We start from the raw sequence: 12,415 nt of genomic DNA, 5'->3' as shown, positions 1-12,415 counted from the left end.
GGGCGGGGTCACATTACCCTCGGCCGGACAAGGGAGTCGGTACGTCCAGCGAGCAAGGAGGCAGTCTTGTCCACATCTGCTGCGGAGCACGCCCCCGGCCATGCCCCGGCCGACGGGATCGCGGCCCGCGCCCGCGGACTGACCAAGGCGTACGGCTCGGGCGAGACCACGGTGCTCGCCCTGGACTCGGTGGACGTGGAGATCGCGCGCGGTCGCTTCACCGCGGTCATGGGGCCGTCCGGCTCCGGGAAGTCGACCCTGATGCACTGTCTGGCCGGGCTCGACAACGTGTCCGCCGGTCAGGTCTGGCTCGGCGACACCGAGATCACGGGGCTGAAGGAGCGCGAGCTGACGCGGCTGAGGCGGGACCGCATCGGGTTCATGTTCCAGTCGTTCAACCTGATCCCGACGCTGAACGCGGTCGAGAACATCACCCTGCCCATGGACATCGCGGGCAAGAAGCCCGACGAGAAGTGGCTGGACCAGGTCATCGACACGCTCGGGCTGCGGGACCGGCTCAAGCACCGGCCCGCCCAGCTCTCCGGCGGTCAGCAGCAGCGGGTGGCGTGCGCGCGGGCGCTGGCCTCCCGGCCGGAGCTGATCTTCGCGGACGAGCCGACCGGCAACCTGGACTCGCGGGCCGGTCTGGAGGTGCTGTCCTTCCTGCGCGACGCGGTGGACGACCTCGGGCAGACGGTCGTCATGGTCACCCACGACCCTGGTGCCGCCGCCCACTCCGACCTGGTGCTCTTCCTCGCCGACGGGCGGATCGTCGACGAGATGGAGCGGCCGACGGCGGAGGCGGTGCTGGAGCGGATGAAGCGGTTCGACGTGATCCGCGGCCAGGTGGAGGGCGATGGCTCCCCCGATGCCGTCTCCCCCTCCGACGTCTCCCTCGACAAGGACTGAATCGGTGCTCAAGGCGACGCTCCGCAGCTTCCTCGCGCACAAGGGACGGCTGCTGCTGTCCGCGCTGGCCATCGTCCTGTCCGTGGCCTTCGTCGCGGGCAGCCTGATCTTCTCCGACACGGTGACCCGCACCTTCGACCGGCTGTTCGCCTCCACGTCCGCCGACGTGACGGTCGAGCCGAAGGACGACCTCGACTCCCAGGTGCCGACCGGCGAGGCCCGTACCCTGCCCGCCTCGCTCGCCCAGCAGGTGGCGAAGGTCGACGGCGTCGCCACGGCCCACCCGGACGTGAGCGTCGAGAACATCACGGTCGTCGACAGCGACAACAAGTCGGTCGGCCCGACCACCGGCGCCCCCACCGTCGCCTCCGACTGGTTCGTCACCGACCGCAGCCCCTTGAAACTCACCTCGGGTCACGCCCCGCGCGGCGCCGCCGAGGCCCTCCTGGACGCCGACACCGCCGACAAGAAGCACGTGAGCATCGGCGACACGCTGACCGTGCTCGCCCAGCCGGGCACCTTCAAGGTCCGCGTCGTCGGCATCGCCACCTTCACCACCACCAACCCGGGCGCGGCCCTGGTCTTCCTCGACCCGGCCACCGCGGCGGACCAGCTGCTCGGCTCCCCGGACAAGGCGACGAGCATCTCCGTGGACGCGGCCCCCGGCGTGAGCGACGCGCAGCTCAAGAGCCGGATCGCCGCCACGCTCGACACCGGCACCTACGACGTGAAGACCGCCGACGAGCAGGCCGACTCCGCCGCGGCGGATCTCGGCGGGTTCCTCGATGTCATCAAGTACGTGATGCTCGGCTTCGCCGGGATCGCGGTGCTGGTCGGCGTGTTCCTGATCGTCAACACGTTCTCCATGCTGATCGCCCAGCGCACCCGCGAGCTGGGCCTGCTCCGGGCACTCGGCGCCGACCGCCGCCAGGTGCGCCGCTCGGTGCTGACGGAGGCGATCCTGCTCGGTCTGGTCGGCTCGACGCTGGGCCTGGCGGCGGGCATCGGGCTCGCGGCCGGGCTGATCAAGCTGATGGGTGTCTTCGGGATGAACCTCAAGACCACGGAGATGGTGGTCGGTTGGGGAACTCCCGTGGCGGCGTACGTCGTCGGCGTCGGCGTCACCTTCGTGGCGGCGTATCTGCCGGCGCGACGGGCGGCGGCCGTCTCTCCGATGGCCGCGCTCGCGGACGCCGAGATCGCCGGCATCGGGAAGCCCCTCAGGACCCGGGCGATCGTGGGCTCGATCGTCGGAGCGCTCGGCGCGGCGGCGCTGGTGGGCTGTGCGACGGCGACGAAGACGTCCTCCTCCGCGTCCCTGCTGGGGCTGGGCGTCGTCCTCACGCTCATCGCGACCGTGATCGCGGGACCGCTGCTGGTCCGCCCGGTGATCCGGGTCCTCGGCGCGGCCTTCCCGGCCCTGTTCGGCTCGATCGGCCGCATGAGCCAGCGCAACGCCCTGCGCAATCCCCGTCGTACGGGCGCCACCGCGGCGGCCCTGATGGTCGGCCTCGCCCTGGTCGGCGGCATGTCGGTGGCGAGCGCGTCGATGTCGAAGTCCTTCGACCAGCAGATCGACAAGACGCTGGGCGCCGACTTCGTCGTGCAGAACAGCAACTTCGTGCCGTTCTCGCAGGCCGTGACCGACGCGGTCCGTGACACCGAGGGCGTCGGTCTCGTCGTACGGCAGCGGTTCGCGCCGCTCGCGGTGCATCTGCCGGACGGCAAGCGCGTCGAGACGACGGCCGCGGGCTACGACGACAAGGTGGACGACGTCGCCCATGTCACGTACGCGGACGGGGGCTCTGCGGAGGCGCTGGCGCCCGGCAGCATGGGCATGGACGTCGACTTCGCCAAGGATCACGGCGTGCGCATCGGCGACACGCTCCCCGTGGAGTTCCCGGGCGGCCAGCGCACCGAGATGAAGGTCGCCGCCTTCACCGACCAGGACGGCTCGGACGGGTTCGGCATGCAGGGCGGGCTGTTCTTCGGCATCGCCACGGTCGAGAAGTACGTGCCGGGCGGCCAGGACTCCGCTCTGTACGTCAACGCGGCCTCGGGCACGAGCGCCGACCAGCTGCGCGCCCGGCTCGACAAGTCCCTCGACCCGTATCCACAGGTCCAGGTGCGTGACCTGGCCGACTACAAGAAGCTGGTCCACGACCAGATCGCCGTGCTGCTCTACCTCGTGTACGCGCTGCTCGGCCTCGCGATCGTCATCGCGGTGCTCGGCGTGGTCAACACCCTCGCCCTGTCGGTGGTGGAGCGCACCCGGGAGATCGGCCTGCTGCGCGCCATCGGGCTGGGCCGGCGCCAACTGCGCCGGATGATCCGCCTGGAGTCGGTGGTGATCGCCGTCTTCGGAGCGGTCCTGGGGCTGGCGCTCGGGCTGGTGTGGGGTGTGTGCGTGCAGCAGGTGCTGGAGTTGCAGGGCATGAACGCGCTCGCGATCCCGTGGTCGACGATCGTCGCGGTCGTGGTCGGCTCGGCGGTCGTCGGCATCGTGGCGGCCCTGCTGCCGGCGTTGCGTGCATCGCGCATGAATGTGCTGGCGGCCATCGCGCACGAGTGATGGAATCGGCAAGTCCTCACGTCGCAGGTGTCCGGGGAGAGTTCATGCCGCACCCGTTCCGCTTCGGTGTCAGCCTGATCGACCCCGCGCCCGCCGGGGAGTGGCGCGCCAAGTGTCGCCGGGCCGAGGAGATCGGTTACGACGTGATCCTCGTCCCGGACCACCTGGGCATGCCCGCGCCCTTCCCGGCGCTGGTCGCGGCGGCCGCGGCCACCGAACGGCCGCGGCTCGGCACGTTCGTGCTCAACGCGGGCTTCTGGAACCCGGCGTTGCTCGCCCGCGAGGTGGCGACGACGGACGCCCTGACGGACGGACGCCTCGAACTCGGCCTGGGCACGGGGTACGTAGAGGCGGAGCACGACCGAGCCGGGCTCCCTTTCGGGTCGCCCGGCGCCCGCGTGGACCATCTCCGGCACACTGTCGAGGAGTTGGGGCGCCTCCTCGACACGAAGGTGCCGCTGCTGCTCGGTGGCAACGGCGAGCGGATGCTGCGGCTCGCCGCCGAGCACGCGGACATCGCCGCGTTCACGGGCGCGTACCTGGTGCCGGGGAACACCGAGGGCAAGCTGGTGCCGACGACCCTCGAGGAGTTCGACGCGCGTTTCGCCCGGTACCGGGAGCTGGCGGCGGGCCGTGCGGAACCGGCGGAACTGAACCTGCTCATCCAGATGGCGGTCCTCACTGACGATCCGGAGGCCGCGGTACGACCGCTCGTCGGCCGGGTCCCGGGCCTCACCGTGGAGCAGGCGCTGGAGCTGCCCATCCTGCTGGTCGGCAGTCAGGCGGAGGTCACCGCGAAGGTGCTCGCGCTGCGCGAGAAGTACGGCTTCAGCTATCTGACCGTGCTGGAGCCGCACCTGGAGGCGTTCGCGCCGGTCGTCGCGGAGCTGGGCGGCAAGTAGTCGTCCGGGGTGTCCGGATGCTGGAATTGCGGGTCGTGTCGCGGGGTGGGTGATGGGATCGCCGTATGACTGATCTGCACATCAGGGCCGCCGCCCCCGAGGACCTCGACACCGTGCTGGCCTTCTGGAAGTCGGCCGCCGAGGGCACGAGCATCAGCGACGACCGGGACGGCGTGGAGCGGCTCGTCGCCCGGGACCCCGAGGCGCTGATCCTGGCCGAGCGGGACGGCGAGCTGGTCGGCACGGTGATCGCGGGCTTCGACGGCTGGCGCTGCCATCTGTACCGGCTCGCGGTGCATCCGGGGCGTCGCCGTCAGGGCATCGGCTCGGCGTTGCTCGCCGCCGCGGAGGCGCGGTTCGTGGCGCTCGGCGGGCGCCGCGGGGACGCGATGGTGCTGGTGCGCAACGAGACGGGGCAGGCGGCGTGGCGGGCGGCCGGGTACGCGCCGGAGGAGCAGTGGCGGCGCTGGGTGAAGCACCTCACGGTTTAAGCGGCTTTACCTTTCCTTTGCTGTGGTGATGCCGTGGGCGGTCACCCGACCTCCCGGCGAAAGGTGTGGGCTGCCACGCCCTGTCCGATCATGGGACGGAGGTGACTCGATGACCGAAGTGCTCCTGCTGCTCGTGGCGATCCTGCTCTCCGTGGCCTGTGGTGCCTTCGTCGCCGCGGAGTTCTCGCTGACCACGGTCGAGCGCGGCGCCCTGGAGCGGGCCGTGGAGCGCGGCGAGCGGGGTGCCTCGGGCGCCCTGAAGGCCGTACGGAATCTGACCTTCCAGCTCTCCGGGGCGCAGCTCGGCATCACGGTCACCAACCTCGTCGTCGGCATGCTCGCCGAGCCGTCGATCGCCAAGCTGATCGCCGGCCCCCTGGAGTCGCTCGGCATCTCCGCGTCGACGGCCTCCTCGCTCGCGCTGGTGCTGGGCACGGCGCTGTCGACGGTGTTCCTGATGGTCGTCGGCGAGCTGGTCCCGAAGAACTGGGCCATCTCCTCGCCACTGGCCGTGGCCAAACGGGTGGGCAACGCGCAGCGCTGGTTCAGCGCCGCGTTCCGGCCCTTCATCACGCATCTCAACAACACCGCGAACCGTGTCGTGCGCCGGCTCGGCGTGGAGCCCACCGAGGAGCTCGCCGCCGCGCGCGGGCCGCAGGAGCTGGCGGCGCTGGCCCGCTATTCGGCCAAGGAGGGCGCGCTGGAGGCCGACACCGCCGAACTGTTCGTCCGCACCCTGAACCTCGCGGACCTCACCGCGGAGAACGTGATGACCCCCCGCGTGCAGGTCATCGCGCTGGACGCGCAGGCGACCTGCGAGGACGTCGCCAACGCCACGCGGGCGACCGGCCTGTCCCGCTTCCCGGTCTACCGCGGCAGTCTCGACGCGGTCGTGGGCACCGCGCACATCAAGGACGTCCTGACCGTCCCCGCCGAGCGCCGGCCCCGGGTGCCGGTCTCCGAACTGATGCGCGAGCCGCTGCTCGTCCCGGAGTCGCTCACCGTGGACCGGCTCCTGGACCGGCTGTCCGGGAAGCGCACGATGGCCGTGGTCATCGACGAGTACGGCGGCACGGCCGGGGTGGCGACGCTGGAGGACATCGTCGAGGAGGTCGTCGGCGAGGTCCGCGACGAGCACGACCCGCACGAGACGCCCGACCTGGCCCCGGCCGGGAACGACGACGAGGGCCGCACGCTGTACTCGGCCGACGGCTCGGCTCGCGTGGATCAGCTCGCGCGCGTGGGACTGCGGGCGCCCGAGGGGCCGTACGAGACGCTTGCGGGGCTCGTGGCGACCGAGCTGGGCCGCATCCCCGTCCTCGGCGACACCGTGGAGGTCGCCGACTGGCGGCTGGACGTCGTCGACGCCTCGGGGCGCCGGGCCGCGCGGGTGCTGCTGCACGCGCCGCTCGTCGATCCCGCGGACGGGGAGGTCGGGCCGTGACCGCCGTCCAGTTGCTGATCGGTTTCGCGACCCTCGTGGTCAACGCCTTCTTCGTGGGCGCCGAGTTCGCGCTGATCTCCGTGCGCCGCAGCCAGATCGAGCCGTATGCCGAGGACGGCGACCGGCGCGCCAAGAGCGTGCTGTGGGGGCTGCGGCACGTGTCGGCACTGCTGGCGGCCGCACAGCTCGGCATCACCCTGTGCACCCTGGTCCTGGGTGTCGTCGCCGAGCCGGCCATCGCGCATCTGCTGGAGCCGGTGTTCCACGCGCTGGGCGTGCCGAAGGGCGCGGGGCACGCGGTGTCCTTCGTCATCGCGCTGACCGCGGCGACCTATCTGCACATGCTGCTCGGCGAGATGGTGCCGAAGAACATCGCGCTGGCGGAGCCGGTGCGCAGCGCGCTGATGCTCGGCCCGCCGCTGGTCGCCCTGGCCCGGGGGCTGCGCCCGGTGATCTTCGCGGTGAACGCCTTCGCGAACGCCCTGCTCAGGCTGTTGCGGATCGAGACGAAGGACGAGGTCACGGCGACCTTCTCGGACGCCGAGCTGGCCCGCCTGGTGAAGGACTCCGACGAGGCGGGCCTGATCGACGACCGCACCCGGGAGCGGCTGCACGACGCCCTGGAGCTGGGCCGCCGCCCGGTGGGCGACGTGGTGCTCCCCCTGGAACGCGTCGTCTACGCGCGCGTGGGGGTCACTCCGGAGGAGCTGGAGCGGCTGTCGGCCGAGTCCGGGTTCTCCCGGTTCCCGGTCGTGGACGAGACGCGCAGGATCGTCGGCTATCTGCATGTGAAGGACGCGCTGGACGCCTCGCCGCGGGACGTGCCGTTCCGGGTGCGGGAGATGCGGCCCATCGCGCGCGTGCGGGAGAGCACGCCGCTGGACGACGTACTGACCGCGATGCGGCGCAGCCGGACGCATCTGGCGGCGGCGGTCGGGGACGACGGGCGGCTGGCGGGGCTGGTGACGATGGAGGACGTGCTGCGCAGGCTGTTCGGGCAGCGGGCCTGAGCGCTGCGGGGCCGGGGGACCGACCGGCGGCCTGAGTCCGGGATCACGCGGAGGGGACCGACCGACGGCCTGAGTCCGGGATCACGCGGAGGGGACCGACCGACGGGTATGTGCACGGGATACCATTTCTGTCGCCATGCAGAAGAACCCCACATACACCAGCCTCGTCGCGGTCGGCGACTCCTTCACCGAGGGCATGTCGGACCTGCTGCCGGACGGCTCCTACCGCGGCTGGGCCGATGTCCTGGCCGGCCGGATGGCCGCCCGTACGCCCGGTTTCCGCTACGCGAACCTCGCGGTGCGCGGGAAGCTGATCCAGCAGATCGTCGACGAGCAGGTCGACGTGGCGGCCGCCATGCAGCCGGACGTGATCACCCTGGTCGGCGGGCTGAACGACACCCTGCGCCCCAAGTGCGACATGGTCCGCGTCCGGGACCTGCTGACCGAGGCCGTGGAGCGGCTCGCCCCCTCCTGCAAGCAGCTGGTCCTGATGCGCAGCCCCGGCCGCGAGGGCCCCGTCCAGGCCCGCTTCCGGCCCCGCATGGAGGAGCTGTTCGCCTGCGTCGACGAACTGGCCGAGCGGCACGGCGCCCTCGTCGTCGACCTGTACGGGGCGCCGTCGCTGAGCGACCAGCGCATGTGGGACGTGGACCGGCTGCACCTCACGCCCGAGGGGCACCGCCGGGTCGCGGAGGCCGTGTGGCAGACGCTCGGGTACGACCCCGAGGACACCGAGTGGCGTACGCCGATGCCGGCGACGGTGCCGCCCCACTGGGTCGCCCGGCGCATCGCCGACGCCCGCTTCGCCAAGCGGCATCTGCTGCCCTGGATAGGGCGGCGCCTGACGGGACGGTCGTCCGGCGACGGGCTGCCCCCGAAGCGGCCGGAACTGCTGCCGTACCAGGACCCGACGGCCTGACCTGGCGTGACGCGGGTCTCGTAGGTTCCGCCGAAGCCACCCATGGCGCTGGCCTGCACGATTCGCCAGTAGAATCCGTACACGTGACTTCCGCTCCCGCCAAGCCCCGCATCCCGAACGTCCTCGCCGGACGCTACGCCTCCGCCGAGCTCGCCACGCTCTGGTCGCCCGAGCAGAAGGTGAAGCTGGAGCGGCAGCTCTGGCTCGCCGTGCTGCGGGCCCAGAAGGACCTCGGCATCGAGGTCCCGGACGCGGCGATCGCCGACTACGAGCGTGTCCTCGACACCGTCGACCTGGCCTCCATCGCCGAGCGCGAGAAGGTCACGCGGCACGACGTGAAGGCGCGGATCGAGGAGTTCAACGACCTCGCCGGGCACGAGCACGTCCACAAGGGCATGACCTCGCGCGACCTCACCGAGAACGTCGAGCAGCTCCAGATCCGGCTCTCCCTGGAGCTGATGCGCGACCGTACGGTGGCCGTGCTGGCCCGCCTCGGCAAGCTGGCCGGCGAGTACGCCGAGCTGGTCATGGCCGGCCGCTCCCACAACGTGGCCGCGCAGGCCACGACGCTGGGCAAGCGGTTCGCGACCGCCGCCGACGAGCTGCTCGTGGCGTACGGACGCGTCGAGGAGCTGCTGGGCCGTTACCCGCTGCGCGGCATCAAAGGCCCGGTCGGCACCGCGCAGGACATGCTCGACCTGCTGGGCGGGGACGCGGCCAAGCTGGCGGAGCTGGAGGACCGGATCGCCGGGCACCTCGGCTTCTCCCAGGCCTTCACCTCCGTCGGCCAGGTCTACCCGCGCTCGCTGGACTACGAGGTCGTCACGGCGCTGGTGCAGCTGGCGGCGGCACCTTCGTCCCTCGCCAAGACGATCCGTCTGATGGCCGGGCACGAGCTGGTGACCGAGGGCTTCAAGCCGGGCCAGGTGGGCTCCTCGGCGATGCCGCACAAGATGAACACGCGGTCCTGCGAGCGCGTCAACGGCCTCATGGTCATCCTGCGCGGCTACGCGTCGATGACCGGCGAGCTGGCGGGCGACCAGTGGAACGAGGGCGACGTGTCCTGCTCGGTGGTGCGCCGGGTCGCGCTGCCGGACGCGTTCTTCGCGCTGGACGGTCTGCTGGAGACGTTCCTGACCGTGCTCGACGAGTTCGGCGCCTTCCCGGCGGTCGTGGCCCGCGAGCTGGACCGCTACCTGCCGTTCCTCGCCACCACCAAGGTGCTGATGGGTGCGGTCCGCGCGGGCGTCGGCCGTGAGGTCGCGCACGAGGCGATCAAGGAGAACGCCGTGGCCTCGGCGCTCGCCATGCGCGAGCAGGGCGCCGAGCGCAACGAGCTCCTCGACAAGCTGGCCGCCGACGAGCGCATCCCCCTCGACCGCGCCCAGCTGGACGCGCTGATGGCCGACAAGCTGTCCTTCACCGGTGCCGCGGCCGACCAGGTCGGTGGGGTCGTCGGCCGGATCGAGGAGATCGCGAAGCAGCACCCGGAGGCCGCCGGTTACACCCCCGGAACGATCCTCTGACGCGCTTCACCGCCGCCGAGCTGGAGGCCGCCCGCGACCGTCTGGTACCGGACGTCGTCGCGGACGGTCTCCGCGTGCTGTTCTGCGGGATCAACCCCGGTCTGATGACGGCCGCGACGGGCCATCACTTCGCCCGTCCGGGCAACCGCTTCTGGCCGGTGCTGCATCTGTCGGGCTTCACGCCGCGTCTGCTGAAGCCGGCGGAGCAGCAGGAGTTGCTGTCGTACGGGCTCGGCATCACGAACGTCGTGGCGCGGGCGACCGCGCGGGCCGACGAGTTGAGCGCGGAGGAGTATCGCGAGGGCGGGCGGCAACTGGCGCTGAAGGTGGGCCGGTTGCGGCCGCGGTGGCTGGCGGTCGTCGGGGTGACCGCGTACCGGGCGGCGTTCGACGACAAGAAGGCCCAGGTGGGTCCGCAGGAGCGGACGATCGGGGACACGCGCGTGTGGGTGCTGCCGAATCCGAGCGGGCTGAACGCGCACTGGACGGCGGCGACGATGGCCGAGGAGTTCGCGCGGCTGCGGGTGGCGGCGGAGGCCTGACCGGTCACGGCGGGGCCGTCTCCGTGACGTCAGCCCTGATCCGGGGCCGGCTCTCGTCCTCCCGGTCGGCCACCGCCACGGTGACGTGACGGCCGCTCTCGGGCGCCACCCACGTGCGCACGTCGATCGTCAGGGCGGTGAGCGCCATCCACGGCTCGGGTATCGCCTCACCCCGGGCCATGCGCTCCTCCAGCGTCACGGTCCCCCAGCGGAACGCCTCCCCCCAGCGCTGTGTCAACCGCTCCGCGATCGCGGCTTCGTAGGCATAGCAGTCGCCCACGTCCGGCCAGTCCCCCGGCCCTAACCACGCGGTGTGGTAACGCTCGTGCTCCGAGGGAAACTCCTGGGCGCACAGCAGGTCGATCAGGGCCAGGTCCTTCGCGATGTCCATGTGATCCAGTAAACCGGGCCCCACTGACAACTGGTGTGCCGTCAGGCATCCCTGCGCCGCACGCTCCAGGCACCCGCGACGATCGCCGCCGCGGTCCACAATGCGGTCACCGCCAGCCCGGACCACGGCCCCAACCGCCCGTCGTACGTCTCGTACAGCACGATCTGGCCCGCCCGGTCGGGCATGAAGTCGGTGACGCCTCCGGACACGTCCCCGATCACGAACGAGACGACGAGGATGAACGGGATCAGCAGCGACAGGGCGCCCACCCCGCTGCGCAGCAGCGCCGCGAGCCCGGCCGCGAACAGGGCCATCAACATGAGGTAGATGCCGCAGCCGACGACGCCGCGGATCTGTTCGCCCGCGCTGAGTCCGCTCGCGGCCTCACCGAGGCCCGCGCGGGCGACGACGAGGGCGGCGACGGCGGTGACCAGGCCCACCAGCAGGGCCGGTACGGCGACGGCGGTGAGCTTGGCCGCGAACCACCGCCCCCGCTGCGGCACCGCGGCGAGGGAGAGCCGGAGTCCACCCCCGTGGAACTCCGACGAGACCGCCATGGCGCCGAAGGAGATCGCGGCGATCTGGCCGGGCATGACGCCGGACAGGGCCATGAACAGCGGGTCGAAGTCGGGGTCGGAGGTGTCGGAGACGCCGGCGATCGCGGAGAACGCCGTGGTCGCCGCGAACAGCGCCGACAGCGCCCCGAGCAGGGAGCGCAGCGTGCGGATCTTCAGCCACTCCGCGTGGAGGACGGGAACGAACGGCATCTCAGGCCTCCTGCGGCTGTGCGGTGAACTCGGTCTCGGTGGCGGTGAGGTCCAGATAGGCCTGCTCCAAAGTGCCCTCCTCGGCTGCCAGTTCGAGGAGGGGGACGCCGGCGGCGGAGGCGAGGGCTCCGATGTCGTCCACGCGTGCGTGCCGCACGCTCCAGTGCCCGTCCTCGTGTTCGGCGGCGTCATGACCGTGCGCGGCGAGGACCGCCTGGAGGGCGGTGGGGTCCGTGGTGCGGACGCGTACGGTCGGCTGTACGCGCGCGTGGATGAACTCCCGCATCGGGGTGTCCGCGAGGAGCCGGCCTCGGCCGAGCACGACCAGGTGGTCGGCGAAGGAGGCGGTCTCGTTCATCAGGTGGCTGGAGACGAGGACCGTGCGTCCCTCCCCCGCGAGCCTGCGCAGCAACTCGCGGATCCAGATGATGCCTTCGGGGTCGAGCCCGTTGGAGGGCTCGTCGAGCATGACCACCTCGGGGTCGCCGAGCAGGGCGGCCGCGATGCCGAGCCGCTGGCGCATGCCCAGGGAGTACGTCTTCACCCGGCTCCGGGCCGCCGGGGCGAGGCCGGTCTCCTCCAGCAGTTCGTCCACGCGGCGGTCCGGGATGCGGTTGCTCGCGGCCAAGGTGCGCAGATGGTCGCGGCCGGTGCGCGAGCCGTGCGCGGCCTGCGCGTCGAGCAGGGCGCCCACGTGGCGCAGCGGCTCCTGGAGGGTGGGGTAGGCGCGGCCGCCGACCGTGGCGGTGCCGGAGGTCGGCCGGTCGAGGCCGAGGACGAGCCGCATGGTGGTGGACTTTCCGGCGCCGTTGGGGCCGAGGAAACCGGTGACACGGCCGGGGCGGACCGTGAAGGTGAGGTCGTCCACGGCTCGCCGGGTGCCGAACTCCTTGGTGAGGGTGTGGACTTCGATGCTGGTCATGACAGCAGCCTGGCTGTCGG

General features: G+C 71.7%; 12 protein-coding genes. 9 read left to right on the top strand and 3 right to left on the bottom strand.

Translation table 11 applies throughout. From position 1 onward, the window contains the following. Nucleotides 1-66 precede the first annotated feature (66 nt). From ACFUO4_RS24625 to mug, 9 genes are all read left to right on the top strand, one after another. The gene (locus ACFUO4_RS24625) at nt 67-909 is read left to right on the top strand and encodes an ABC transporter ATP-binding protein (RefSeq protein ID WP_383488318.1); all 843 of its coding nucleotides are present in this window, start codon (nt 67-69) and stop codon (nt 907-909) included. A 4-nt stretch (nt 910-913) separates the two neighbouring features. Then, nucleotides 914-3,481, top strand: a complete 2,568-nt coding sequence (locus ACFUO4_RS24620) for an ABC transporter permease (RefSeq protein WP_383488315.1) — start codon at nt 914-916, stop codon at nt 3,479-3,481. A gap of 44 nt (nt 3,482-3,525) precedes the next feature. Next, nucleotides 3,526-4,383: a TIGR03621 family F420-dependent LLM class oxidoreductase gene (locus tag ACFUO4_RS24615; protein WP_383488312.1), complete on the top strand. Its 858-nt coding sequence runs from the start codon at nt 3,526-3,528 to the stop codon at nt 4,381-4,383. A gap of 65 nt (nt 4,384-4,448) precedes the next feature. Then, complete coding sequence (locus ACFUO4_RS24610) at nt 4,449-4,874, top strand: GNAT family N-acetyltransferase (protein WP_383488309.1); 426 nt, start codon at nt 4,449-4,451, stop codon at nt 4,872-4,874. 109 nt (nt 4,875-4,983) lie between these two features. After that, nucleotides 4,984-6,318, top strand: a complete 1,335-nt coding sequence (locus ACFUO4_RS24605; protein ID WP_383488306.1) for a hemolysin family protein — start codon at nt 4,984-4,986, stop codon at nt 6,316-6,318. Further along, on the top strand, nt 6,315-7,328 hold the full coding sequence (locus ACFUO4_RS24600) for a hemolysin family protein (protein WP_383488303.1): 1,014 nt from the start codon (nt 6,315-6,317) through the stop codon (nt 7,326-7,328). The genes ACFUO4_RS24605 and ACFUO4_RS24600 overlap by 4 nt, the downstream gene beginning before the upstream one ends. 136 nt (nt 7,329-7,464) lie before the next feature. Beyond that, on the top strand, nt 7,465-8,247 hold the full coding sequence (locus ACFUO4_RS24595) for an SGNH/GDSL hydrolase family protein (protein ID WP_383488300.1): 783 nt from the start codon (nt 7,465-7,467) through the stop codon (nt 8,245-8,247). Nucleotides 8,248-8,330: 83 nt separating this feature from the next. Next, entirely contained in the window at nt 8,331-9,773 is a 1,443-nt protein-coding gene (gene purB, locus ACFUO4_RS24590) for an adenylosuccinate lyase (protein ID WP_383488298.1), read from the top strand. Beyond that, nucleotides 9,770-10,315, top strand: coding sequence for a G/U mismatch-specific DNA glycosylase (gene mug, locus ACFUO4_RS24585; protein WP_383489749.1), 546 nt, complete (start codon nt 9,770-9,772; stop codon nt 10,313-10,315). Before purB ends, mug begins: the two co-directional genes overlap by 4 nt. A 4-nt stretch (nt 10,316-10,319) precedes the next feature. Here mug and ACFUO4_RS24580 read toward each other — a convergent pair whose 3' ends face one another. The 3 genes from ACFUO4_RS24580 to ACFUO4_RS24570 are packed head-to-tail and all read right to left on the bottom strand — an operon-like array spanning nt 10,320 to nt 12,395. Beyond that, nucleotides 10,320-10,706, bottom strand: coding sequence for a hypothetical protein (locus ACFUO4_RS24580; protein WP_383488295.1), 387 nt, complete (start codon nt 10,704-10,706; stop codon nt 10,320-10,322). Between the two features lie 41 nt (nt 10,707-10,747). Then, complete coding sequence (locus ACFUO4_RS24575; protein ID WP_383488292.1) at nt 10,748-11,473, bottom strand: ABC transporter permease; 726 nt, start codon at nt 11,471-11,473, stop codon at nt 10,748-10,750. Between the two features lies 1 nt (nt 11,474). After that, the gene (locus tag ACFUO4_RS24570) at nt 11,475-12,395 is read right to left on the bottom strand and encodes an ATP-binding cassette domain-containing protein (protein ID WP_383488288.1); all 921 of its coding nucleotides are present in this window, start codon (nt 12,393-12,395) and stop codon (nt 11,475-11,477) included. Nucleotides 12,396-12,415: the final 20 nt, after the last annotated feature.

It is taken from the genome of Streptomyces sp. NPDC057280 (genome assembly GCF_042668605.1).
GTDB lineage: Bacteria > Actinomycetota > Actinomycetes > Streptomycetales > Streptomycetaceae > Streptomyces.
Note: the sequence above shows the minus strand (reverse complement) of the source record. Positions and strands in the feature narration are given on the sequence as shown.